A 25,111-nucleotide genomic window follows, 5' to 3' on the forward strand; every position below is an offset into this window, starting at 1 on the left:
TCGACAGCGCCGGCGGCCGAGATATCGAGCGCAGCAATCAATCGGTGTTTCCCCTCAGTGAAGCTTGAGGCGCGGCTTGAGAAACTTGTTGAGGCCGTCGACGACGACCATCAGGCCGGTCTTCAGCGTGCCGTGGATCGCCCGCTGGTGCATGCGGTAGAGCGAGGCGTAGAAGAACTTGGCCAGGTGGCCCTCGATGAACAGGCTGCGCGCCGAGGCGCCACGCATCAGGCTGCCGATGGCGTCGAAGTGGGCCAGCGAGATCAGCGAGCCACGGTCGCGGAACACGAAGGGCTTGAGCGGCTTGCCGTCCAGCCGCGCCAGCAGGTTCCTGTACAGGCGGTCGGCCTGCTGGTGGGCCGCCTGGGCGCGCGGCGGCACCGTGGAGCCGTCCGCCTGGGGGCAGCTGGCGCAGTCGCCGAAGGCGAAGACGTGTTCGTCGTCGAGGCTCTGCAGGGTGGCGTCGACCTTGAGGCGATGGTTGCGCTCGGTGGAGAGCCCCAGTTCGGAGAGCAGCGCCGGGGCCTTGATGCCGGCCGCCCAGACGCCCAGGTCGATGTCGATGCGCTCGCCGTCGGCGGTGATGATGGCCTCGTTGTTCACCTCGGTGACCCGGGTGCCGACGTGCACGTTCACGCCCAGACGCTCCAGCTCGTCGTGCACGGCGCCGCTGATGCGCTCGGGCAGGGCGGGCAGCACCTTGGGGGCGGCCTCGATCAGGTGGACCTCGAGATGATCGCTGTCCAGGGTGGTGAAGCCGTAGCTGTTGAGCATCTCGGAGGCGCCGTAGAGCTCGGCGGCCAGCTCCACGCCGGTGGCGCCGGCGCCGACGATGCCGACGACCATCTTCGCCGAGGGCTCCTGCGGCGCGTTGTAGCGCAGGAAGGCGTTGAGCATGGCCTGGCGGAACTGCTCGGCCTGGTGGGGGCTGTCGAGGAAGTGGCAGTGCTCGGCCACGCCGGGGGTGCCGAAATCGTTGCTGACGCTGCCCAGGGAGAGCACCAGCTCGTCATACGGCAGGGTGCGGGCGGGGAGCACCTCCTCGCCGTCGTCGTCCAGCACCGGGGCCAGGGTCAGGGTCCGGCCGTCGCGGTCGAGGTCGGTGAGGGTGCCCAGCTGGAAGCGATAGCCGTTGGCGCGGGCATGGCCCTGATAGGAGATTTCATCGAGGCCGGAATCCAGCGCGCCGGTGGCGACCTCGTGGAGCAGCGGTTTCCAGATATGGGTGGGGTTGCGATCGACGAGCACGATCTCGGCACGCTTGCGCTTGCCGAGCTTGCGGCCGAGCCGGGTCACCAGCTCGAGTCCGCCCGCACCTCCGCCGACCACCACGATGCGTGGTAGTGTCATGGAGTCTCCTGACTGAATGCATAAAAGGGACGTGGCAAAGAGTTGCCCGGGTCAGGGCTCGCCTCGATACGGCGGTCGGGCGTCACGGCAGGCGTCGTCGGCGTCCGGCCGAGGTAGGGGGCATGCCCTGTAGTCGGCAACGGCTGGTTTCAGCATAACGCTGCGACCTTCGCCTGCCTATGGGCGACAGGAAAAAGGCGCTATGTTTTCCGTAATATTACTTTCAGTGCCCCGGGCCGGTGCTCGACGGCCGCGGGGCCACGCTAACCCTGACATGGAGAGGCTCGCCCATGCACCCCTGCCTGGAAGGCATCACCCTGGTCGCCTTCGACCTGGACGGCACCCTGGTGGACTCGGTGCCCGATCTCGCCGCGGCGGTGGACGCCGCCCTGAGTGACCTGGCGCTGCCCGCTCCCGGTGAGGACAAGGTGCGCGACTGGGTCGGCAACGGCTCGCGCGTGCTGGTGGAGCGGGCGCTCACCGACGCCCTTGGTGAGGCGCCGGCCACGGCGTTTCTGGATACCGCCCATGAGGGCTTCCTGGCGCGCTACGGCGAGGCGCCCTGTGCGCGAACCCGTTTGTATCCCGGTGTGCGTGAGGCGCTGGAGGGACTCACCGCCAGCGGTCAACGGCTGGTGCTGGTGACCAACAAGCCCGAGGACTTCATCGCGCCGATCCTCGAGGCCACCGGCATCGCCGGGCATTTCTCGCTGTGCCTGGGCGGCGACAGCCTGCCGCGCCGCAAGCCCGACCCGCTGCCGCTGACCCACGTCGCCGAGCGTTTCGGCGTCGCCCCCGGTCGCTGCCTGATGGTCGGCGATTCGCGCCATGACATCGCTGCGGGCAGGGCGGCGGGCTTTCGCACCCTGGCCGTGCCGTACGGCTATAACCACGGTGAACCGGTGGCGGCCAGCGGGCCGGATGCCACGGTTGAATCGCTGGCACAACTCGTTTACTGTAAATCGAATTGCGCTATAACGATGTAATAATTGATTATTTTTCGTTATATACGATTCCGCCATTGCCGATGGAACCCCGCATCATGCTGGCCTTTTTCGTATCCTCGACCCTTCCCCGCCTTCACCGTGCTACCGGCCTGCTCGGCGGCTGGCGATGGTGACGCTCGCTTCCTGAAACGGCGCCTTCCGGGGCGACCGTCGTCGCTTCACCGTCGCACACCCTTCATCGAGGATACGGGCCCATGATGACCCCCGAACGCTTCCAGTCCCTGGCCGAGGACGGCTACAACCGCATTCCGGTCACCCGCGAGGTGCTGGCCGATCTCGACACGCCGCTGTCCACCTACCTCAAGCTCGCCGACGCGCCCTGGACCTTCCTGCTGGAGTCCGTGCAGGGCGGCGAGAAGTGGGGGCGCTACTCGATCATCGGCCTGCCGTGCCAGGAACGCATCGAGGTGCGCGGCTTCCAGGTCACGCACATCGTCGACGGCGAGACCCAGGGCGTGACCGAGGTCGAGGACCCGCTGGCCTGGATCGAGACCTTCCAGGCACGCTTCAAGGTACCGCGCCTCGACGACCAGCCGCGCTTTGACGGCGGGCTGGTGGGCTACTTCGGCTACGACACCATCCGCTACATCGAGCCGCGCCTGCGCGGGGTGGAGAAGCCCGATCCTCTCGGCGTGCCGGACATCCTGCTGATGGTCTGCAACGACCTGGTGGTGTTCGACAACCTGTCGGGCCGCCTGACGCTATGGACCCACGCCGATCCGGCCGAGCCCGAGGCCTACGAGGGTGCCGTGGCGCGCCTGGCGCGCCTCGAGGAACGGCTGCGCGGCGCGGTCCTGGACGCCCACAGCCCCGGCACCGGCGGCCGGGCGGTGGAGGAGGGGCACTTCACCTCCGGCTTCACCGAGGAAGGCTTCAAGTCGGCGGTGGAGACGATCAAGGAATACGTGCTGGCCGGTGACATCATGCAGTGCGTGCCCTCCCAGCGGATGTCGATCCCCTATCAGGCGCCGCCGCTGGACTTGTACCGCGCGCTGCGCAGCCTCAACCCCTCGCCCTACATGTTCTACTTCGACCTGGGCGATCATCAGGTGGTGGGCTCCTCGCCGGAGATCCTGACCCGCCTCGAGGAGGGCGAGGTCACCGTACGCCCGATCGCCGGCACTCGCGTGCGCGGCCGCACCGAGGCCGAGGATCAGGCGCTCGAGGCCGATCTGCTGAATGACCCCAAGGAATGCGCCGAGCACCTGATGCTGATCGACCTGGGGCGCAACGACGTGGGCCGCATCTGCGAGACCGGCTCGGTGACCGTCACCGACAACATGGCCGTCGAGCGCTATTCCCACGTCATGCACATCGTGTCCCAGGTCACCGGCAAGCTGCGGCCCGGGCTGACCGCCATGGACGCGCTGCGCGCGACCTTCCCGGCGGGCACGCTCTCCGGGGCGCCGAAGATCCGCGCCATGGAGATCATCGACGAGCTGGAGCCGGTCAAGCGCGGCGTCTACTCCGGGGCCGTGGGCTATCTGTCCTGGCACGGCAACATGGACACCGCCATCGCCATCCGCACCGCGGTGATCAAGGATGGCGAGCTGCACGTCCAGGCCGGTGCCGGCGTGGTGGCCGATTCCGTGCCCGAGATGGAGTGGCAGGAGACCCTGAACAAGGGGCGCGCGCTGTTCCGCGCCGTGGCCATGGCCGAGCGGGGCCTGGACAATCTCGAGTAAGTCCCGCCGGAGTGCGCGCGAGGCCCCGTCACCGCGGGCCCCGGGCGTCTTGACACGGCCGGCCGCCGGCGAGCACTATGACGACCATGAACGTACCAGATCAGACATTCGGCCCGATGGCGTGGTGGCGCTCCTGAGCGAAGGGGCGGCACGCTTGCGACCGAAAAAAATGCCGCCGTCAGGGCGGCATTTTTGTGTCTATCGATCCCTGCACGGCTGGCCAGCCCGACGCGCCGACCCGGGCAAGATGCTGGGTAACAATCACCGAATCACGAATCCAAGCCAAGGAAATCAGGACCTATCGCCATGTCCGTGCTGATGATCGACAACTACGACAGCTTCACCTTCAACGTCGTGCAGTACCTCGGCGAACTCGGCGCCGAGGTGGTGACCCATCGCAACGATGCCATCACCCTGGAGCAGATCGAGGCGCTGGCGCCGAGCCACCTGGTGGTGTCGCCGGGGCCCTGCACGCCCAACGAGGCGGGCATCTCCATGGAGGCGATCCGCCACTTCGCCGGTCGCTTGCCGATCCTCGGCATCTGCCTGGGCCACCAGGCCATCGGCCAGGTGTTCGGCGGCCGGGTAGGCCGCGCCCCGCAGGTGATGCACGGCAAGACCTCGCGCATCCGCCACACGGGCCAGGGCGTGTTCGAGGGCCTCGAGGATCCGCTGGAGGTGACCCGCTATCATTCGCTGGTGGTGGATCGCGACAGCCTGCCGGAGTGCCTGGAGGTCACTTCCTGGACCGACGCGGACGACGTGACGCCGGGACTGATCATGGGCATGCGCCACCGCGAGCTCGACATCGAGGGCGTCCAGTTCCATCCGGAATCGATCCTGACCCGCCAGGGCCACGAGCTTCTGGCCAACTTTCTCAAGCGTCGCTGAATCGCTGACACTGCCACAAGGAGACGACGGCCATGCAGATGCGGGAAGCCCTTGGTGCCCTGATGCGCCACGAGAACCTCAGCTTCGACCAGACCCATGCGCTGATGACCGCCATCATGACCGGGGAGGCCAGCGACGCCCAGATCGCCGCCTTCCTGATGGGCATGGCGATGAAGGGCGAGACCCCCGAGGAGATCAGTGCTGCCGCCCAGGTGATGCGCGAGCTGATGTCGCCGGTCACGCTGCACGTCGAGAACGTGGTCGACATCGTTGGCACCGGCGGTGACGGCGCCAACCTGTTCAACGTGTCCACCGCCTCGAGCTTCGTGGCCGCCGCCGCCGGCGCCCACGTGGCCAAGCACGGCAACCGCGGGGTGTCGTCGTCGTCGGGCAGCGCCGACCTGTTCGCCGTGGCCGGCATCGGCCTCGATCTGGACGCCGACCAGGTGGCGCGCTGCATCGAGGACGTGGGCGTCGGCTTCATGTTCGCCCCCAACCACCATCCCGCCATGCGCCATGCCATCACCGCGCGGCGCGAGATGGGCGTGCGTACCCTGTTCAATATCCTCGGCCCGCTGACCAACCCGGCCGGCGCCAGCCGCCAGCTGCTCGGCGTTTATTCCGCCGAGCTGGTGCCGCTGATGGCCGAGGTGCTCAAGCGCCTGGGCAGCGAGCACGTGCTGGTGGTCTGCGCCGAGGACGGCCTCGACGAGATCTCGCTGGCCGCGCCGACCCGGGTCGCCGAGCTCAAGGACGGCGAGATCCACGAGTACACCATCGCCCCCGAGGACTTCGGCATCGCCCGCCACGACCTCGACGCCCTCAAGGTGAAGACCGCCGAGGACAGCCTGCGGCTGGTGGAGCAGGCGCTGATCGGCGAGGGTCCGGCGGCGGACATCGTGGCGCTCAACGCCGGCGCGGCGCTGTATGCCGCCGACGTCGCCGATACCCTCAAGGAAGGCGTGGCCCTGGCGCAGGACGCCCAGGACTGCCAGCTGGCCCGCGAGAAGCTCAGGGAACTGGCCAACTTCACTCGCGTCTTCGCCCAGTAGTCGCCCATTCAGGGACTCATCCGCTCAGGACTCTTCGATGACCGCATCCAACGCTACTCCGACCATCCTGACCCGCATCCTGGCGCGCAAGGACGCCGAGGTCGCCGAGCGCCGCCAGGCCGTGTCCGAGGACGAGCTGCTGCGCCTGGCTGGCCTGCAGTCCGCGCCGCGCGGCTTCGTGACGGCCCTGGACGCGCGCATTCGCGACGGCGATCCGGCGGTGATCGCCGAGGTCAAGAAGGCGTCGCCCTCCAAGGGCGTGATCCGCGAGGATTTCCGTCCGGCCGAAATCGCCCCCCGCTATGCCGCGGGCGGTGCCGCCTGCCTGTCGGTGCTCACCGATGCCGACTTCTTCCAGGGGCATGAGGACTTCCTGGTCGAGGCCCGGGAGGCCTGCTCGCTGCCGGTGATCCGCAAGGACTTCATCACCCACGGCTACCAGGTCAGCGAGGCGCGGGCCATCGGTGCCGACTGCATCCTGCTGATCGTCGCCGCCCTGGACGACGCCCGGCTGGCGGACCTGCACCGCCAGGCCACCGAGCTCGGCATGGACGTGCTGGTCGAGGTCCACGATGCCGCCGAGCTGGAGCGCGCCCTGGCGCTGGACCTGTCGCTGGTCGGCATCAACAACCGCGACCTGCACTCCTTCGCGACCCGCCTCGAGACCACCCTGGACCTGCTGCCGCGGATTCCCGCCGGCGTCACCGTGGTCACTGAGTCCGGCATCCACAGCCGCGACGACGTGCTGCGCATGCGCGAGCACGACGTCCACGGCTTCCTGGTGGGCGAGGCCTTCATGCGCGAGGACGATCCCGGCGAGGCGCTGCGCCGCCTGTTCTACTAGCGCGTCTTCGACGCAGCACGACGCCCCCGGCGATTCATCGCCGGGGGCGTCGTGGTTTCAGGGCGCGCCGCTGCGTCAGTGGCGGTGCCGGACCAGGGTGGCGGAGGGGGATTCGCCGAACAGCCGGCGGTAGTCCCGGGCGAACTGCCCCAGGTGGTAGAACCCCCAGTCGGCCGCCGCCTGGCTCACCGTGGTCTTGGTGTCTGGCTCGCACAGGCGGCGGCGCACCCGGTTGAGCCGCGTCAGACGCAGGAACTGGATGGGGCTGATGCCGAGGATGCTGCTGAAGCTGTAGCGCAGGGTGCGCTGGCTGACGTGGGCGATCTCGCACAGCTCGTCGAGGCTGACCGGCAGCGCCGCACCGCTCTCCAGATGGTCGCGGATGCCGTCCACGACCTGGCGGCGGTGACGGTAGCTGGGCGGGCGCTCGGTATTGGGCGTCTCCTCGTGGAGGATCTCCTGCAGCGCCAGGCCGAGGATGTCCTGATGCACCTGGGGGGCGAGCCCTTCGCCCTGCAGGCCCAGTAGGCGCTCGATCAGGAAGGTCGTGGCCCGGCGCGTCCGGTGTGGCAGCTTCAGGCGCATCACCCGCTCCGGATCGGCGTCCAGCAGCGGGCGTGCCGCCTCGCCGCCCGCCCGGACCAGCCATTCGCGGCCGACCACCAGCCCGTAGATGCCGAAACCGTCCGGGGTCACCAGCTCGAAGTCGCGGTCGCCGGGCTGGCACATGATCTCCCGCTCGCCGACCTCGTGACCGTTGATGCGGCAGCTGCGTTCGTCGACCGGAATGCCGAGCCACAGCGAGTCGGGCCAGACGTTGCACTGCTGGCCCAGCGCATGGCTGGTGTATTCCTTGAACACCTGCATCGCCGGCAGGTGGACCTCGTCGATGCGGCCGTAGAAGCCGCCCTGGCCGAACTGGTCGTATTCCTGGGACCAGTCCGTCAGGTTGTGGGCGTGCTCGTTGGCATCCCAGGCCTCCCACATGCACTTCCTTGGTGCGCTCTCGGCGGTTCGAATCGTCTGTGACACGCGGCGTCACTCCTTCTGCCCCGGCCCTTTACGGTGCTCTATGGGGTAAGTTGTTGTTGGTATTGAACTATTGGCTTTTGCCGGAAATCGATAACGCCGGCCTTGGCGCCCTCGTTACCCTTTCATGAAGCAACATTCGTTCCGTTCCGGCGCCTCGCGGCGGCCCGAACGCTCGACCAGGAGACGCTCATGGCCAAGGCCTATCACCATACGCTGGGAAATCGGCGCTATCACTTCGCGAGTCTCGCCGAGCTGATGGCCAAGGCCACGCCGGCGCGTTCCGGCGACCGGCTGGCCGGCGTCATCGCCGAGTCCGCCGAGGAGCGGGTGGTGGCCCAGATGGCGCTGGCGGAGCTGCCGCTCTCTACCTTCCTCGAGGACCATCTGGTGCCCTACGGCGAGGACGAGATCACCCGCCTGATCGTCGATACTCACGCCGCCGCCGCCTTCGCGCCGATTCGACACCTGACGGTGGGCGACTTCCGCAACTGGCTGCTGAGCGATCTCGCCACGCCCGAGGCGATCGCCCGGGCGCGCGCCGGCATCACTCCGGAGATGGCCGCCGCGGTGAGCAAGATCATGCGCAACCAGGACCTCATTCTCGTCGCCCGCAAGTGCCGGGTGACCACCGCCTTTCGCAACACCATCGGCCTGCCGGGGCGGCTCTCCACCCGGCTGCAGCCCAATCACCCCACCGACGATGCCACCGGCATCGCCGCCAGCATCCTCGACGGCCTGCTCTACGGCAACGGCGACGCGGTGATCGGCATCAACCCGGCCACCGACAACGTCGCCCAGAGCATCAAGCTGATGACGCTGATGGACGAGGTGATCCAGAAGTATTCGATTCCCACCCAGTCCTGCGTGCTGACCCACGTCACCAACACCCTGGAGGCGATCGAGCAGGGCGCCCCCGTGGACCTGGTGTTCCAGTCCATCGGCGGCACCCAGGCCACCAACGAGAGCTTCGGCTTCGATCTCGCCACCCTCGGCGAGGCGCGGGACGCCGCCCGCAGCCTCCAGCGTGGCACCGTGGGCGACAACGTCATGTACTTCGAGACCGGGCAGGGCAGCTCGCTGTCCGCCAACGCCCATCACGGCCTCGACCAGCAGACCTGTGAGGCCCGCGCCTACGCCGTGGCCCGTCACTTCGAGCCGCTGCTGGTCAACACCGTGGTCGGCTTCATCGGCCCCGAGTACCTGTTCGACGGCAAGCAGATCATCCGCGCGGGCCTCGAGGATCACTTCTGCGCCAAGCTGCTCGGCGTGCCCATGGGCTGCGACATCTGCTACACCAACCACGCCGATGCCGACCAGAACGACATGGACAACCTGCTGACCCTGCTGGGCGCGGCGGGTTGCACCTTCATCATGGGCATCCCCGGTTCCGACGACATCATGCTCAACTATCAGACCACCTCCTTCCACGACGCCCTCTATGCGCGTCGGGTGCTCGACCTGTCGCCGGCCCCGGAGTTCGAACGCTGGCTGGACGAGATGGCGATCTTCGAGGACGTGGCCCGCCATCGTCCCAGCGGCCGGCTGCCCGACGCCTTCGCCCGTCCGCTGAGCCGCCTGCCCGAGGGAGGTGCGCGATGAGCGATGCGACTCCCACCCATGGCGTCATCGACAACCCCTGGCATCGGCTGCGCGAGTTCACCGACGCGCGCATCGGCCTCGGCCGCGCCGGCACCAGCCTGCCCACCCGGCGTTCGCTGGAGTTCCAGCTGGCCCATGCCCGCGCCCAGGATGCCGTGCATCTGCCGCTGGACGTCGAGGCGCTGTGCCGCGACCTCGACGGCCTGAAGACCGGTCAGTCGATCCATCGCCTGCACAGCCGGGCGGCCGACCGCGAGACCTACCTGCAGCGTCCGGACCTGGGTCGGCGCCTCGATGAGGCCTCCCGGGAGCGGCTGGCCGAGACCGACGACGCGCCGCGTCCCGCCGTCGATCTGGCCATCGCCGTGGTCGACGGGCTGTCGTCGCTGGCGGTGCAGCAGAACGCGCCGCCCTTCCTCGAGGCGCTGACCCAGGCACTGGCCGAGGACGACCAGGACTGGTCGCTGGCGCCGCTGACGGTGGTCGAGCAGGGCCGGGTGGCGATCGGCGACGAGATCGGCGAGGGCCTCAACGCCCGCGCCGTGCTGGTGCTGATCGGCGAGCGTCCGGGGCTCAGCTCGCCGGACAGCCTCGGCCTCTACCTGACCTGGGGGCCGCGGGTCGGGCTCAACGATGCCGCCCGCAACTGCATCTCCAACGTGCGTCCGGCGGGCTTCGTCTTCGACGAGGCCAGCCGCCGGCTGATGTACCTGCTGCGCGAGGCCCGGGCCAGGGGCCTGTCCGGCGTGCAGCTCAAGGATCGTACCCAGGACGACGTCATCGCGTCCTCGGGCAGCGTCCAGAACTTCCTGACCTCCTGACACCGGCGGGTGTCGCACCCGCCATGCTCCACCGCAACCTCACGACCGACATCACATCGCGATTTCATAACAACAGCGCAAAGGTGACCCGATGAACGACGCGACCCTGGACCAGGACTACCTGGCCAAACGACAGCTGAAGAAGGGCAGCGCCGGCTGGCTGCTGCTGGCCGGCCTCGGCGTGTCCTATGTGATCTCCGGCGACTTCGCCGGATGGAACTTCGGCATCGCCGAGGCGGGCTGGGGCGGCTTCGTCATCGCCGCCGTCCTGATGGGCCTGATGTACTTCGCCCTGGTGCTGTCGCTGGCCGAGATGTCGGCGGCGATTCCCGCCGCCGGCGGCGGCTACAGCTTCGCCCGCCAGGCGATGGGCCCGGCCGGCGGCTACCTGACCGGCCTGGCGGTGCTGATCGAATATGCCCTGGCGCCGGCGGCCATCGTCATCTTCATCGGCGCCGCGGTGGAGGAGCTGCTGGGGCTCAACGGCCCCGCGATCTACGCGCTGTTCTACGCGGTGTTCATCGGCATCCATCTGACCGGCGCCGGCGAGGCGCTCAAGGTGATGATGATGATCAGTGGCCTGGCGGTGTTCGCCATCCTGGCCACCGCCCTGGCACTGTTCGGCGTCTTCGATGCCAGCAACCTGTTCGACATCGCGCCCAGCGATGCCGCCGGCGCCAGCGCCTTCCTGCCCTTCGGCTGGGCGGGGGTGTGGGCCGCGCTGCCGTTCGGCATGTGGCTGTTCCTGGCGGTGGAGGGCGTACCGCTGGCCGCCGAGGAAGCCAAGAACCCGGCCCGTGACGTGCCCCGCGGCATCATCGGCGCGATGCTGTTCCTGCTGGTCACGGCGGTGCTGGTGGTGGTGCTGCTGGCAGGGGCCGCCGGGGCCGGCGCCATCGGCGCGAGCGGCGTGCCGCTGGTCGACGCGCTCAAGGCCGCCGATCATCCGACGCTGGCCACTCTGGTCAACGTGCTGGGCCTGGCCGGGCTGGTCGCCTCCTTCTTCTCGATCATCTACGGCTACAGTCGCCTGGTCTTCGCCCTGTCCCGGGCCGGGTACCTGCCGAAGATGCTGTCGCTGACCAGTCGCCGCAAGGCACCGACCTGGGCGCTGGTGGTGCCGGGCGTGTTCGGTTTCCTGGTCTCGCTGAGCGGCGAGGGTGACCTGATCCTGGGCATGGCCGTGGTCGGCGCCACCGTGTCCTACGCGCTGATGGCGCTGAGCCATATCCTGCTGCGCGTGAAGCGCCCGGAGCTCGCGCGCCCCTACAGGACGCCCGGCGGCATCCTGACCTCCGGCGTGGCCCTGGTGCTGTCGCTGGTGGCGTTGTCCGGCGTGTATGCCTTCGATCCGCGGGCCTTCCTCTACACCCTGGGGCTGTTCGCACTCGGTGCGGCCTACTTCTTCCTGTACAGCAGGAACACCCTGGTGGCGAAGACCGCCGAGGAGGAGTTCGCGCTGGTGGCGGACGCCGAGGAGAGCCTCGAGGCCAGCGGCGGCACCGATGCCGAGACCGACACCAGGCCCAGCCCCGCAGGGTAAGTCTGAAGCCGGCCGATAACGCAGCGGGGCCGCCCATCTGGGCGGCCCCGCTGCATCCGTGCAGGCGACGAGCGCGACTAGATCGGGCTGGCGACCGTCTGCAGCGAGTGCTTGGGCGAGTCGGCGTAGACCAGGCTGATCAGGGTGTCGCCGCGTTTGGGCGACAGGCCGGTCTCGGCCGTCGCCAGGCGCAGCCGTCCGGCGGGGCCGATGCAGATCATCGGCAGCCAGCGGCCGGCGTGTCCCTGCCGCAGCGGTTCCATGCGGAATTTCTCGCCGCAGCGCTCCAGGTGCACTTCGCCACCTTCCGCCACCAGGCGCGACAGCTTGGCGAAGGTGACGTCGCGGCCGAACAGCAGCGGCAGATGATCCAGCGCCTGGCCCTGGGGGCGGTTGCCACGACGGCCCTCGTCCACCGCCAGGCGGAAGACCCGATCGCGGCCCAGCAGGTGCTCGAAGTGCAGCGCCGCCAGGTCGTTGAGCTCCCGGTACGGCGAGAGCGGCAGCAGGTAGCCGATGCCGCTGAGCTCCAGGTGCTGGGCGGCGTGCTCGGAGAGCGGGTCGCCGTAGTAGGTGGTCAGGCCTTCGTTGCGGGCCAGCTGGATGGCGTCCCAGCTGCTGTCGGCCAGTACCACGCTGACGCCGGCGTCGCGTAGCTTGCAGGCCAGCTGGCGTGCCACGGCGTTGGCGCCGATGATCAGCACGCCGTTGGGTGAGGGGCGCTGCACGCCCAGCCAGCGGGCCAGGGGGCGCGACAGCAGGCTCTGGCTGACCACGGTGCTGATGATCACCAGGAAGGTCACCGGCACCAGCATCTCGGCCCCGGGCATGCCTTCCTCCTCGAGGCGCAGGGCGAACAGCGAGGCCACCGCGGCGGCCACGATGCCGCGCGGCGAGATGAACGCCAGCAGCGCCTTCTCGCGCCATGCCAGGTTGCTGCCCAGGGTGCACAGCCAGACCGACAGCGGCCGGGCGACGCCCACCAGCACCAGCAGGAAGATCCAGGTCGGCCAGCTCAGCAGCGCCAGCTGCTCCACGGTGAGCCGCGCGGCGAGCAGCAGGAAGAGCCCCGAGATCAGCAGCACCGAGAGGGTTTCCTTGAACTCGATGATGGGGCGGGTCGGTACGCCGCGCATGTTGGCCATCCATACACCCATCACCGTCACCGTGAGCAGCCCCGACTCGTGGAACAGCTGGTTGGAGACGGTGAACAGCGTCAGCATCAGCATCAGGGTGCCGAAGCTGTGCAGCTGGTGGGGCAGCCAGTGCTGCCGAAGCACCAGGCCCCAGCACCAGCCGCCGGCGATGCCGAGGCCGAAGCCGATCAGCGCCGTCTGGGCGAACACCATCAACGTCTGGGTGGCCGCCTCGCCGCCGGCGCCCAGGGCCACGAACTCGTAGACCAGCACCGCGCCGATGGCGCCCATGGGATCGATCAGGATGCCTTCCCAGCGCAGGATCTGGGTCAGGTGCTCGCGGGCGCGCAGCGTCTGCAGCATCGGCAGGATCACGGTGGGGCCGGTGACCACCAGCAGCGCCCCCAGCACGCTGGCCATCTCCCAGGAGAGGTCCAGCAGCAGCCGGGCGGCCACGGTGGCGATGACGCCGGTGATCAGCGCGCCCCAGGTCACCAGCCGGCGCACCGTGCGTCCGTGGCCGCCGAGCTCGCGGAAGTTCAGCGTCAGGCTGCCCTCGAACAGGATCACCGCCACCGCCAGCGAGACCAGCGGGAACAGCAGGTCGCCGAACAGCGCATCGGGGTTCAGCAGACCCGTGACCGGGCCGGCGGCGATGCCGGCAACCAGCAGCGTCAGGATGGCGGGCAGCTTCAGCTGCCAGGCGAGCCATTGGCAGATCAGCGCCAGCAGGCCGATCATCGCCAGGTCGAAACCGGCATGCTCCATGGTCGTTCGCTCTCTCGTCAGGGTTGGGTTAAAGGGCGCGCAGCCTAGCGTCGCCGGCCCCGACATGCAATCGATGGAAGCGATGAATAACGTCGATAACGCGTCAACGTCGGAAAAGCCACAGCAGCAGCGTCAGTATGGCGCTGATCAGCAGCATGCTGGTGAGGGGAACGTAGAAGGTGGTGTGGCCGCGGCGGATCAGGATATCGCCCGGCAGCTGCCCCAGGGGCAGCCGACCGAGCCAGGGCCACAGCAGCCCGGCGGCGAACAGCAGCAGGCCGATGACGATCAGCGTGCGTGACATGGTCTCGCCTCCGGGCCGGGTGGAGTGAAGGCCGCCTTCAGGTGGCCCGCCTGATGGCGCTCAGAAGCCCCTGCAGCGGATGGGGCAGGGCGGCATCCGAGAGGCGCTTGGCCTGGCTGCGGCAGGAGTAGCCGCTGGCCAGCAGCCGGCCGGCGTTGGCCGGGTCCTCGACCTTCGGCTGCCAGGACTGGGCGTAGATGGTCTTCGAGGTCTCGAGGTTGCGTGCCTCGTGACCGTAGGTGCCGGACATGCCGCAGCAGCCGGTGGCGACCACCTCGAGCTCGAGGCCGAAGGCGGCGAACAGCCGCTGCCAGGCCTTGGGCGTGCCCGGGGCGTTGGTCTTCTCGGTGCAATGGGCGAGCAGCCGGTAGCCGGGATCGTCGAGGCTGGCGCCCTGCGGTGCCAGCTCGGGCGCTCGCTCGGCCAGCCGCTCACTCAGCCATTCGGGCAGCAGCTGTACCTCGGGCACGGCGTCGGCGCCCAGCGCCTTCACGTACTCCTGGCGGTAGGTCAGGGTCATCGCCGGGTCGATGCCGACCAGCGGCACCCCGAACTCGGCCAGCGTCCGCAGGCGCTCGGCCTGCTTCTCGGCGGTGCGCTCGAAGGCGCCGAGGAAGCCCTGCACGTGCAGCGGCTTGCCGTTGGGTGAGAAGGGCGCGACGAACACCCGCACGTCGAGGCGCTCGAGCAGCTCGACCACGTCCATCACAAGCCGGGACTCGAAGTGACTGGTGAAGGCGTCCTGCACCAGCACCACGCTGTTGGCCTTCTGCGTCTCGGTGAGCCGGCCGAGGGTGGTCGGCGTGGCCGGCGCCACGCCCCAGGCCGTGAGCTGCTTGTCCAGGCGCGCCCGGGACAGCTTGGGGCTGTCGACCATGCCCACGGGACCGGCCAGCAGGCGGCTGACCCAGCGGCTGTCCAGGGCGGCGTTGTAGAGCGGCGCGATGCGGGACAGCGCCGGCATCATGAACTCCAGCCCGCCGATCAGGTAGTCGCGGGGCGGACGCAGATAGCGGCCGTGATAGACCTCGAGGAACTGTGAGCGGAAGGTCGGCACGCTGACCTTCACCGGGCACTGGCCGGCGCAGGACTTGCAGGCCAGGCAGCCCGCCATGGCGTCGTAGACCTCGTGGGAGAAGTCGTCCTCGCCGCGGCGTTTGGCCAGGGTGTTCTTCAGCTTGCCGGGGAAGGCCTTGAGCGCGCCCAAGGCGCCGCCGCGTCGGGCGTCGCGCGAGGCCTCGAGCACGTCGACGCCGGCCTCGCCCTGCAGGCGCAGCCATTCGCGCATCAGGCTGGCGCGGCCCTTGGGCGAGTGGATGCGCTGGCGGGTGGCCTTCCACGACGGGCACATGGCGTCGTCGGGATCGTAGTTGTAGCAGGCGCCGTTGCCGTTGCAGTAGACGGCGTCGCCGTGGGCCTGCCAGACCCGTTCGTCGATGCGGCGGTCATGCTGGCCGCGGGTCGGCACGCCGTCGATGGCCAGCAGGTCCGGGTCGACCCACTTCACGGCCTGCTCGTCGTCGCTCGGCGTTGTCGGCTCGGAAGCGGAAGCCTGGGCCCTACCCGCGTCTTCGGGCGGGATAGATGGCGCCGCGTCTTCGGGCGGGTTAGCGAGCGCCGCATCTTCGGGCGGCTTGGAAAGAGCGAGCGGCGTCGCGATCTTGCCCGGGTTGAGCTGGTTATGCGGGTCGAAGGCGCCCTTGAGCCGCTGCAGGCTCGGGTAGAGCGGGCCAAAGAAGGCCGGCGCGTATTCCGAGCGCACACCCTTGCCGTGCTCGCCCCACAGCAGGCCGCCGTACTTCTGGGTCAGCGCGGCGACCTCGTCGGAGATCTCGCGGATCATCGCTTCCTGGGCCGGGTCCTTCATGTCCAGCGCCGGGCGCACGTGCAGCACGCCGGCGTCGACGTGGCCGAACATGCCGTAGGCCAGGCCGTGGGCGTCGAGCAGGGCGCGGAACTCGGCGATGTAGTCGGCCAGATGCTCAGGCGGCACCGCGGTGTCCTCGACGAAGGGCAGCGGGCGCTTCTCGCCCTGGACGTTGCCGAGCAGGCCCACGGCGCGCTTGCGCATGCCGTAGACCCGGGTGATCGCTTCGCGGCCCACGGCCTGGGTGTAGCCCAGCCGGATGACGCTGTCGTCCTCGGCGAGGTGCGCGCAGAAAGACGCGACCCGCGCGGCCAGACGCTCGGGATCGTCGTCGTTGAACTCGACCAGGTTGATGCCGTGGGTCGGCGTGTCGCCGGTGTCAGGAAAGAACTCGCCGACGCTGTCCCACACGAAGTCCTGCTGGGCCAGGCCCAGCACCTTGTCGTCCACCGTCTCGATGGAGGTGGGGCGCGCCTGCGGCTGCTCTGGTGAAGAGCGACTGCTGGACATCAGGGCCCGAGCGTCGCGCAGGGCGTCCATGAAGCCGGCGTAGCGCACGTTGACCAGGGTCGAATGCTTCGGGATCGGCAGCACGTTGAGCACCGCCTCGCTGGTGAAGGCCAGCGAGCCCTCGGCGCCGCACAGCACGCTGTTGAGATCGAACTTGCCGTCCTCGGTGCGCAGGTGCGCCAGGTCGTAGCCGGTCAGGCAGCGGTTGAGCGGCGGGAAGGTCTCGCGGATGCGTTCGCGCTCGGTGTCGATGATCTCGCGGGCCATGCGGTGCACCCGGCCCACGGCGTCGTCGCGCTGGCACAGCGCCTCGAGTTCGTCGTCGTCCACCGGGCGGGTGACCAGGCGCTCGCCGCCGAGCAGCACGCTGTCGAGTTCGAGCACGTGGTTGCGGGTCTTGCCGTACTCGCAGCTGCCCTGGCCGCTGGCATCGGTGGCGATCATGCCACCGAGGGTGGCGCGGTTGGAGGTGGAGAGCTCCGGGGCAAAGAACAGCCCGTGGGGCTTGAGCGCGGCGTTGAGCTGGTCCTTGACCACGCCGGCCTGGACGCGCACCCGGCGGGCCTCGACGTCGATGTCGAGGATGGCGGTCATGTGCTTCGAGACGTCGACCACCAGGCCGTCGGTCAGCGACTGGCCGTTGGTGCCGGTGCCGCCGCCGCGCGGGGCGAGTGCCACCCGGCGAAACTCGTCGCGGGCGGCCAGCCGGGCCAGGCGCTCCAGGTCGGTGGCATTCTTCGGATAGATGACCGCCTGGGGCAGGCGCTGGTAGATCGAATTGTCGGTGGCCAGCACCGTGCGGTTGGCGTAGTCGGGGGCGATCTCGCCCTCGAAGCCGGCGTCCGCGAGGGCCTCGAGAAAGTGCAGGTAGGGGGCGTTGGAACGGTCGGAGGCGCTGAGGCGCCCGGTGTCCAGTCTGGCGATCATGGCGTTTTTCGGTCGCTGTCGCTGCCGCGCGGGGCAGGGGGAGAAGGAAACCCTACTGTACCGCGACGGGCCGCAACACGCATCCTGGCGCGTGGCGCCGGGGCGGGCTTTTGCCTACAATGGCCGCCTTGCGTTTGTTGATTTCACCGACTGCGACGGACCGGATTCCATGCTCGATCCCAAACTGCTGCGCGGCGACCTCGAGATGGTCGCCCAACGACTGGCCACCCGGGGCTTTGCCCTCGACACCGCTCGTCTCGCCGACCTCGAATCCCGGCGCCGGGAGCTCCAGGCCGAGACCGAGCGCCTGCAGAACGAGCGCAACACCCGGTCCAAGGCGATCGGCAAGGCCAAGGCCGCCGGCGAGGACATTCAGCCGCTGCTCGACGAGGTCAGCGACCTGGGCGAGCGCCTGGACGCCGCCAAGGCGCGCCTGGCCGAGCTGCAGGCCGTGTGGGACGAGCAGATCAGCGGCCTGCCGAACCTGCCCCACGAGAGCGTGCCCCAGGGCGCGAGCGAGGACGACAACGTCGAGCTGCACCGCTGGGGCACGCCGCGCAGCTTCGATTTCGAGGTCCGCGACCACGTGGACCTGGGCGCCCGGACCGGCCAGCTCGACTTCGATCTGGCCTCCAAGCTGACCGGCGCCCGCTTCGCGGTGATGCGCGGCACCATCGCCCGCCTGCACCGTGCGCTCACGCAGTTCATGCTCGACAAGCAGACCCTCGAGCACGGCTACGAGGAGTGCTACGTCCCCTACATGGTCAACGACGACTCGCTGTACGGGACCGGCCAGCTGCCCAAGTTCGGCGAGGACCTGTTCCGCCTGGAGGACGAGCGCGGCTATCGCCTGATCCCCACCGCCGAGGTGCCGCTGACCAACTTCGCCCGCGACGAGATCCTCGAGCACAAGCGGCTGCCGATGCGCCTGACCGCGCACACGCCGTGCTTTCGCAGCGAGGCCGGCTCCCACGGCCGCGATACCCGTGGCATGATCCGCCAGCACCAGTTCGACAAGGTCGAGATGGTGCAGCTGGTCGAGCCCGAGACCAGCTACGACACCCTGGAGGAGATGCGCGGCCACGCCGAGGCGCTGCTGCAGGCGCTGGAGCTGCCGTACCGCGTGGTGACCCTGTGCACCGGCGACATGGGCTTCGGCGCCGCCAAGACCTACGACCTGGAAGTCTGGCTGCCGAGCCAGGACACCTACCGCGAGATTTCCTCGGTCTCCAACTGCGAGGACTTCCAGGCCCGTCGCATGCAGGCCCGCTTCCGTCATCCCGACGAGAAGAAGCCGCGGCTGCTGCACACCCTCAACGGCTCCGGCCTGGCCGTGGGCCGCTGCCTGATCGCGGTAATGGAGAACCATCAGAACGCCGACGGCTCGATCACGGTGCCCGAGGCGCTGCGGCCCTACATGGGCGGCGTCGAGACGATCAACGTCTAAGCCTCGAGCGGCAGGCGCCGAGCTACAAGCGCCGAGCTACAAGCGCCGAGCTACAAGCGCCGAGCTACAAGCGCCGAGCTACAAGCGCCGAGCTACAAGAAAACCCCGAAGGCTTCCACCTTCGGGGTTTTCTTTTGCGGCGGACGATTCACGCTGCTGGCTTGCAGCTTGCAGCTTGCAGCTTGCAGCTTGCAGCTTGCAGCTTTACCCCTTACTCCTCACCCTGTGGCCCCTCGATCTCCCAGCTGACGCTGACCGCGGCGTCGATGGAGAGAGTGCCGGGGCGATACTCGGTGGCGCCGCCGCTTTCCCGCGCATCGGCGCTCATCGCCATCATCCGCGGCTGGAACACCGGCGCCTGGTTCTCGCTGACCGACAGCACGTCGCCCAGCTCGACGTCGAGGGTGCCGGCCATCAGCTCGGCCTTGTGCTTCGCACGCTGAAGGGCCTGGTTCAGGGCCTCGTCGGTGGCCGCGTCGCGATCGGCGAGGTCGTAGGTGACGCCGTCGAGGGCGTCGACGCCGGCCTCGGTGAGGGCGTCGAGAATCGTCGGCAGCCGGTCGAGTTCGTGGATCTCGACTTCCATGGGGCGTTCGAGGCGGGTGCGCGAGAGCGTCTCGGTCTCGCCGTCGGGGCCGCTGGATTCGCGAATCATCTCGGGCTGCACGCGTAGCGAGCCGGCGCTGATGGCATCGCGATCGACGCCGGCCGCCTCGAGCGCCTGGATCAGCGTGGCGGCGCGCTCCTCGAGCCGGCTGCGAGCCTGGCTCAGCGCCAGGGCATCGCCGCCGCTGGCGTCGCGCTGGGCGATGGCCGGGGTGCGCTCCCACAGCCGGGAGCTGAGCGTGGCCTGGTCCGGCACCGCCTCGACTTCGGCGCGGGCCTGGACGTCGAGGCGACGCGGCGCGGGCTGGCCATTGGCGGCGGCGGTCATCGGCAGGGTGGCGAGGGCCAGGGCGAGCAGGCCGCCCGAGAGGCGGGCAGGGGGGAGACCGCGGACGGTGCGACGAACGTGGCGCATGAGACTTTCCTTATCGGCGATGGGTTCGTTCGCTTTGAGCCGTCAGCATTGCCCGGGTTCCTTGGTGTCGGCGGTTTCCTTAGAGCTTGCACGTTGACGGCTTTCCGCCGCGTTGTGCGCCGAGGCGCCAGGCGTCATGATGGCGGTCTTTTCTATGGCGGAGTGGGCGGCATGGCGGCACCCGAGAACGATACCCCGAGCAGCATACCCCTTAACCTGACGCTGGCGCTGGCCGCCCTGGTGGTGATCGTCGCCGGGATGCGGGTCGGCTCCAGCCTGCTGGTGCCCTTGCTGCTGTCGGTGTTCATCGCGGTGGTGTGCACCGGACCGGTTCACTGGCTGAATCGCCTGGGGCTCGGGCTGCGGCTCTCGGTGTGGCTGACGCTGGTGGTGATCGGTGGACTGCTGTCGCTGCTGGGCCTGCTGCTGGTCAACAGCGTCGGCACCTTCGTCGATGCCCTGCCGGGCATAGAGGAGAAGCTCAATCAGTACTACCTGAGCCTGCTCGACGGCCTCGCCAGCCTGGGGTTGGCCATCGACACCGACCGGCTGGCCGAGCTGGTGGATGCCCAGCAGCTCGGCGACTGGATTCCGGCGCTGCTCGGTCAGGTCGGCAATCTGATGATGCAGAGCGTGGTGGTGGCGCTGCTGGTGATGTTCCTGCTGTTCGAGACGCTGAACTTCCGCGACAAGGTGTCTCGGGCGCTGGTCAACCCGGCGCCGAGTCTGCGCCGGTTCCAGGAATTCAGCATGACGCTGAAGCGCTACCTGGCGGTGAAGACGGTCATCAGCCTGGCCACCGGGGCGCTGATCTGGCTGGCCTGCAAGCTGATCGGGGTCGAGTTCCCGCTGCTGTGGGCGGTGCTGGCCTTCGCCCTCAACTATATCCCCAACATCGGCTCGGCCATCGCCGCGGTGCCGCCGGTGCTGCTGCTGTTGGTGTCGCCGGACGGCGGTATGTTCAAGGCGGTGATGCTGAGCGGTGCTTACCTGGGCGTGAACTTCGTGCTCGGCAACCTGGTCGAGCCGCGGGTCATGGGGCGGGCGCTGGGGCTCTCGACCTTCGTCGCCTTCCTGTCGCTGGTGGTGTGGGGCTGGATCTTCGGGGCGGTGGGCATGTTGCTGTCGGTGGTGTTGACCATGACCCTGAAGATCGCGCTGGACAGCCATCCCCAGACACGCTGGATCGCCCATCTGCTGGGCTCGGGCAGCGCGCCCCTCGAGACGGCCAATCGCCCGCCCTCCGAGCGCGACAAGGTGAAGGGGAAGACGAGCGCCGACTGACTCTCCGAAACGACGACGCCCCGGCCGGAGCCGGGACGTCGTGGAGACCGCAGCCTTGCGTCGATCGATCAGGCGTTCTGATCGATGAACTGGGTCAGCTGTGACTTGGACTGGGCGCCGACCAGGGAGGCGACCTTGGCGCCGGACTTGAACAGCATCACGGTGGGCACGCCGCGCACGCCCTGTTCGGCGGCGATCTCCGGGGCGTCATCCACGTTGATGCTGACGATCTTGAGGCTGCCGTCGCGTTCTTCGGCGACCTCGTCGACCACCGGTGCCATGACCTTGCAGGGGCCGCACCAGGGCGCCCAGAACTTCAGCAGCACCGGGGTCTCGGCGTTGAGGACTTCCTGCTCGAAGTTGGCATTGGTGACATCGACGTTGTTGGCCATGGGGATTCTCCAATTACTACGTAGCGCATCGTGCGCGGATGGTCTGGGCATGCTCTCAGGCATGCTAGGTGGCTCGATGTTAGCGGTCGGTTAGGATGCTGGCAAATCTCGCGTATCGGAACCTCGCCACGTCGACGGGCGTGTGTCGCCCGGCTTGCTATGCTATAAAGTAATTATGGATGATATTCTTATTTCGCATTGGTCTTTTAAAGGCCGGATGAGCCAGGGGGAGACGCGCGCATGAAGCTCCAGCAGCTGAAATACATCTGGGAAGTCTCGCGTCACAACCTCAACGTCTCAGCCACCGCCCAGAGCCTCTATACCTCGCAGCCGGGCATCTCCAAGCAGATTCGCCTGCTGGAGGACGAGCTGGGCGTGGAGATCTTCGCCCGTAGCGGCAAGCACCTGACCCGGGTCACGCCGGCGGGGCAGGCGATCATCGACCTGGCCGGCCAGGTGCTGCGCCTCACCGAGAATATCAAGCACGTCGCCCAGGAGCATAGCGACGAGCGGCGTGGCAGCCTGTCCATCGCCACCACTCATACCCAGGCGCGCTACGCGCTGCCGCCGGTGATTCGCGAGTTCACCCGCCGGTATCCCGACGTCGCCCTGCACATGCAGCAGGGCACGCCCAAGCAGATCGCCCAGATGGTCAGCGAGGGACAGGCCGACTTCGCCATCTGCACCGAATCCCTGGAGCTGTTCAACGACCTGGTGCTGCTGCCTTGCTATCGCTGGAACCGTTGCCTGCTGGTGCCCAAGGGGCATCCGCTGGCCTCGCTGGAGTCGTTGACCCTGGAGGCGCTGGCCGAGCACCCGTTGGTGACCTACGTGTTCGGCTTCACCGGGCGCTCGCAGCTCGATGATGCCTTCCGCGCCGAAGGGCTCACGCCCAACGTGGTGCTGACGGCCGCCGATGCCGACGTCATCAAGACCTACGTGCGCCTCGGCATGGGCGTGGGCATCGTCGCCCACATGGCGGTGGATCCGGAACTCGACGACGACCTGGTGGCGCTGGATGCCAGCCATCTGTTCGAGAGCTCCACCACCAAGATCGCCATCCGCCGCGGCACCTTCATGCGCAGCTTCATGTACGACTTCCTGCAGGGCTTCGCCGATCACCTGGACCGGGCACTGGTCGATGCGGCCCTGGCCGCCGGGCCGCGCCACGAGCAGGCGCTGTTCGACGACATCGTGCTGCCGGTGCGCTGACCCGGGGCGGCCCGGCCCGTACACGGAAAGAGAACGCCGGCGCCCGTCCAGAGGACGGGCGCCGGCGTCTTGCGTTTCAGCGTCGGCTCAATGCTGCAGGTGCAGGCCGCACTCGCGCTTCTCTTCCACCTTGGTGGGGTCGAAGTAGTCGAACTCGTTGGGCAGGCCGTGGGCTTCCAGGTACTGGTACATGTCGCGGGCGCTCCAGTGCAGCAGCGGGGCGACCTTCAGCAGGCCGTCGGCGTTGCGGCTGACCGGATCCATCTTGGCGCGTTCCGGGGTGTCCTCGGCGCGCAGCGCGGTGAACCAGACGTCCGGGGCCATCTCGCTCAGGGCGCGATTGAAGGGCTCGAGCTTGACCTCCTCGGTGAAGGCCGCGTGGCGCGGGTCGTCGATGCCCGGCATGGGGCCCTCGACGGCCTCGCGGTGCGCCCGGGTGCGACGCGGGATGTAGCTGACCAGGTTGAGGCCGAGCTGTTTCACCACGGCGTCGGCGAAGCGGTAGGTGGCCTCGGTGTTGTAGCCGTGGTCCATCCACACCACCGGAATGTCCGGCCGCACCTGGCTGACCATGTGCAGGATCACCGCCTCGAAGGGACGGAAGTTGGTGGTGACGATCGGTCGGGCGCCCTGTTCCAGGGCCCAGCGGACCAGGGCTTCGGGGTCCTGGCCCAGGTCGCGGTTGATGGCGTCGAGTTGCGGCTCCATGAGCGCCTCCAAGAATGATGGTGTTCTCGATGACGCTACCCTAGCAGAGCCGCCATGAGCGGCCCCAATACCGATTGCTTGGATATTTATTCCGCTAAGAATTAAAAGCGTTTTTTTCTTATTCCATGACGGACTGTTCGACCGGCGTGGCCGCGGAGTGTCCGGGCGCGGTCAGGCCGGATCGCTCAGCGCCGCCATCAGGTGGCGGATCTTGTCCAGGGTCTCGGTGTATTCCGCTTCGCCCTCGGAGTCCGCCACCAGGCCGCCGCCGCCCCACAGGTGCAGCCGGCCGCGGTCGGCCACGGCGGTGCGGATGGCGATGGAAGTGTCCATGTGGCCGCGCACGTCGACGTAGCCGAGGCTGCCGCAGTAGGCGCTGCGCGCCGAGGGCTCCAGCTCGTCGATGATCTGCATGGCGCGTACCTTGGGGGCGCCGGTGATCGAGCCGCCGGGGAAGGCGGCGGCCAGCAGCGCCAGGGGCGAGTGCTGCTCGGCCAGCTCGCCGATCACCACGCTGACCAGGTGATGGACGTTGGCATAGCTTTCCAGCCCGCACAGCTGGGGCACTCGCACCGTGCCGGGGCGGCATACCCGTCCCAGGTCGTTGCGCAGCAGGTCGACGATCATCACGTTCTCGGCGCGATCCTTGACGCTCGTCGTGAGTTCCTCCGCCAGACGGCGGTCCTCTTCCGGCGTGGCGCCGCGCGGCCGGGTGCCCTTGATCGGGCGCGTTTCCACTCGGCCCTCGGCGCAGTGCAGGAAGCGCTCAGGCGACATCGACAGGATCGCCTGCTCTCCCCATTCGAGGAAGCCGGAGAAGGGCGTGGGCGTGGCCCGACGCAGGCGGCGATAGGCCGTCCACAGGTCGCCTTCGTAGGGCGCGCTGAGTCGTTGGGCGAGGTTGATCTGGTAGCAGTCGCCGGCGCGGATGTAGCGCTGCACGGCATCGAAGCGTGCCAGATAGTCGTCCCGGTTCATCGCCGCCGTGAAGTCGCCGGTCAGGCGGAACGCGTCGTCATCCTGGCGATCGGCCGTCGCGTCGAGCCAGCCCAGCGCCTGGGCGCGGCGTTCCGGCGTGGCGACCAGCCAGGCCTCGCAGCGCTCGTGATCCTGGATCAGCGCCCAGTCGTAGAGGCCGACCCGAGCCGCCGGCAGCTCGGCCGCGGGCTGGGCGCGGCCGGGAATCGGCTCCAGGCAGCGGCCGAGGTCGTAGCTCCAATAACCGATCAGTCCGCCGAGGAAGGGCAGCTCGCTGTCGGGCACGTCCCGGGGCAGCCGCTCGAGCAGCGCGCGCTGGGCCTCGAAGGGCGACAGGTCCGCGGGCGCATCATCGACGTGGCTGCGGCCCTCGGCGTCGACCTCCAGTACGCTAAGCGGGTCGCAGGAGAGGATGTCGTAGCGGCCGCCCGGTGCGGCCGGACGGCCACTGTCGAGCAGCACGGCGTGGGGCCGGTGGCGCAGGGCGGCGAAGGCGTCCAGGGGCGAGTCCCGATAGGGGTAGGGGGTGATCTCGAGTGGTGATGTCATCGATGCGGTTTCCCTCGTCAGGCGGCACATTCTAGGCGCCAAGAAGGGCTTTGTCCCGTCACCGCGCGGCCGAGCGTCGACGGGGCGCCGTGGAGGCCGCCGCTCGACGGGCCGTTCCGTCAGGTTGTTTACAACCAAAGGGGGATAAGTGCGATCATGAGGCGTATTGACCCCTGAGACGGCA

20 protein-coding genes are annotated in these 25,111 nt (G+C 68.6%); 11 read left to right on the plus strand and 9 right to left on the minus strand.

The annotated features are described in order from the left end of the window. Positions 1–54: 54 nt before the first annotated feature. Positions 55–1,350, minus strand: a complete 1,296-nt coding sequence (locus C9J49_RS08485; RefSeq protein WP_107181587.1) for an NAD(P)/FAD-dependent oxidoreductase — start codon at positions 1,348–1,350, stop codon at positions 55–57. Between the two features lie 290 nt (positions 1,351–1,640). Here C9J49_RS08485 and C9J49_RS08490 point away from each other — a divergent pair, with 290 nt between their 5' ends. From C9J49_RS08490 to trpC, 5 genes are all read left to right on the plus strand, one after another. Further along, the gene (locus C9J49_RS08490; RefSeq protein WP_107181588.1) at positions 1,641–2,336 is read left to right on the plus strand and encodes a phosphoglycolate phosphatase; all 696 of its coding nucleotides are present in this window, start codon (positions 1,641–1,643) and stop codon (positions 2,334–2,336) included. A gap of 218 nt (positions 2,337–2,554) precedes the next feature. Next, positions 2,555–4,042 (plus strand): anthranilate synthase component I, encoded by a 1,488-nt coding sequence (gene trpE, locus C9J49_RS08495; RefSeq protein WP_046077985.1) that lies wholly within the window; start codon positions 2,555–2,557, stop codon positions 4,040–4,042. Between the two features lie 306 nt (positions 4,043–4,348). Beyond that, the gene (locus tag C9J49_RS08500; RefSeq protein WP_046077980.1) at positions 4,349–4,933 is read left to right on the plus strand and encodes an aminodeoxychorismate/anthranilate synthase component II; all 585 of its coding nucleotides are present in this window, start codon (positions 4,349–4,351) and stop codon (positions 4,931–4,933) included. 32 nt (positions 4,934–4,965) lie between these two features. Beyond that, positions 4,966–5,985, plus strand: a complete 1,020-nt coding sequence (trpD, locus tag C9J49_RS08505) for an anthranilate phosphoribosyltransferase (RefSeq protein WP_046077979.1) — start codon at positions 4,966–4,968, stop codon at positions 5,983–5,985. A gap of 37 nt (positions 5,986–6,022) precedes the next feature. Beyond that, positions 6,023–6,829: an indole-3-glycerol phosphate synthase TrpC gene (gene trpC, locus C9J49_RS08510; RefSeq protein WP_046077978.1), complete on the plus strand. Its 807-nt coding sequence runs from the start codon at positions 6,023–6,025 to the stop codon at positions 6,827–6,829. A 75-nt stretch (positions 6,830–6,904) separates the two neighbouring features. On the opposite strand, the gene C9J49_RS08515 is transcribed toward trpC, so the two are convergent. After that, complete coding sequence (locus C9J49_RS08515; protein ID WP_309250820.1) at positions 6,905–7,861, minus strand: helix-turn-helix domain-containing protein; 957 nt, start codon at positions 7,859–7,861, stop codon at positions 6,905–6,907. A gap of 189 nt (positions 7,862–8,050) precedes the next feature. On the opposite strand from C9J49_RS08515, the gene C9J49_RS08520 reads away from it, so the two are divergent. The 3 genes from C9J49_RS08520 to eat all read left to right on the plus strand — a co-directional run bounded on the left by C9J49_RS08520 (position 8,051) and on the right by eat (position 11,824). Next, the gene (locus C9J49_RS08520) at positions 8,051–9,460 is read left to right on the plus strand and encodes an ethanolamine ammonia-lyase subunit EutB (RefSeq protein WP_046077976.1); all 1,410 of its coding nucleotides are present in this window, start codon (positions 8,051–8,053) and stop codon (positions 9,458–9,460) included. Then, a complete protein-coding gene (gene eutC, locus C9J49_RS08525) occupies positions 9,457–10,281 on the plus strand; it encodes an ethanolamine ammonia-lyase subunit EutC (protein WP_107181589.1) in 825 nt (274 codons plus the stop codon). The genes C9J49_RS08520 and eutC overlap by 4 nt, the downstream gene beginning before the upstream one ends. A 91-nt stretch (positions 10,282–10,372) precedes the next feature. Next, a complete protein-coding gene (gene eat / locus C9J49_RS08530; RefSeq protein ID WP_046077974.1) occupies positions 10,373–11,824 on the plus strand; it encodes an ethanolamine permease in 1,452 nt (483 codons plus the stop codon). A 77-nt stretch (positions 11,825–11,901) separates the two neighbouring features. On the opposite strand, the gene C9J49_RS08535 is transcribed toward eat, so the two are convergent. The 3 genes from C9J49_RS08535 to C9J49_RS08545 form a co-directional block, all read right to left on the minus strand. Then, positions 11,902–13,728, minus strand: coding sequence for a sodium:proton antiporter (locus C9J49_RS08535; protein ID WP_035598834.1), 1,827 nt, complete (start codon positions 13,726–13,728; stop codon positions 11,902–11,904). 103 nt (positions 13,729–13,831) lie between these two features. Further along, complete coding sequence (locus C9J49_RS08540) at positions 13,832–14,032, minus strand: DUF2905 domain-containing protein (protein WP_107181590.1); 201 nt, start codon at positions 14,030–14,032, stop codon at positions 13,832–13,834. A gap of 37 nt (positions 14,033–14,069) precedes the next feature. Beyond that, on the minus strand, positions 14,070–17,336 hold the full coding sequence (locus C9J49_RS08545; protein WP_046077972.1) for an FAD-binding and (Fe-S)-binding domain-containing protein: 3,267 nt from the start codon (positions 17,334–17,336) through the stop codon (positions 14,070–14,072). A 169-nt stretch (positions 17,337–17,505) separates the two neighbouring features. Between C9J49_RS08545 and serS the strand changes: the two genes are divergently transcribed. Next, positions 17,506–18,783, plus strand: coding sequence for a serine--tRNA ligase (gene serS / locus C9J49_RS08550; protein WP_046077971.1), 1,278 nt, complete (start codon positions 17,506–17,508; stop codon positions 18,781–18,783). Positions 18,784–18,994: 211 nt separating this feature from the next. On the opposite strand, the gene C9J49_RS08555 is transcribed toward serS, so the two are convergent. Continuing rightward, the gene (locus C9J49_RS08555) at positions 18,995–19,804 is read right to left on the minus strand and encodes an SIMPL domain-containing protein (protein WP_111382302.1); all 810 of its coding nucleotides are present in this window, start codon (positions 19,802–19,804) and stop codon (positions 18,995–18,997) included. A 171-nt stretch (positions 19,805–19,975) separates the two neighbouring features. Here C9J49_RS08555 and C9J49_RS08560 point away from each other — a divergent pair, with 171 nt between their 5' ends. Continuing rightward, entirely contained in the window at positions 19,976–21,088 is a 1,113-nt protein-coding gene (locus C9J49_RS08560) for an AI-2E family transporter (RefSeq protein WP_046077969.1), read from the plus strand. Positions 21,089–21,156: 68 nt separating this feature from the next. Here the strand turns inward: C9J49_RS08560 and trxA are convergent, their stop codons facing one another. Further along, on the minus strand, positions 21,157–21,480 hold the full coding sequence (gene trxA, locus C9J49_RS08565) for a thioredoxin (RefSeq protein WP_035598819.1): 324 nt from the start codon (positions 21,478–21,480) through the stop codon (positions 21,157–21,159). A 240-nt stretch (positions 21,481–21,720) separates the two neighbouring features. Here trxA and cysB point away from each other — a divergent pair, with 240 nt between their 5' ends. Beyond that, complete coding sequence (cysB, locus tag C9J49_RS08570) at positions 21,721–22,692, plus strand: HTH-type transcriptional regulator CysB (RefSeq protein WP_035598816.1); 972 nt, start codon at positions 21,721–21,723, stop codon at positions 22,690–22,692. Between the two features lie 87 nt (positions 22,693–22,779). Here the strand turns inward: cysB and C9J49_RS08575 are convergent, their stop codons facing one another. Then, positions 22,780–23,400, minus strand: coding sequence for a phosphoadenosine phosphosulfate reductase family protein (locus tag C9J49_RS08575; RefSeq protein ID WP_035598813.1), 621 nt, complete (start codon positions 23,398–23,400; stop codon positions 22,780–22,782). Between the two features lie 171 nt (positions 23,401–23,571). Further along, positions 23,572–24,927 (minus strand): aminodeoxychorismate synthase component I, encoded by a 1,356-nt coding sequence (gene pabB, locus C9J49_RS08580; protein WP_107182551.1) that lies wholly within the window; start codon positions 24,925–24,927, stop codon positions 23,572–23,574. Between the last annotated feature and the right edge of the window lie 184 nt (positions 24,928–25,111).

The organism is Halomonas sp. SL1 (assembly GCF_003030865.2).
In the GTDB taxonomy this organism is placed as follows: Bacteria; Pseudomonadota; Gammaproteobacteria; order Pseudomonadales; family Halomonadaceae; genus Halomonas; species Halomonas halophila.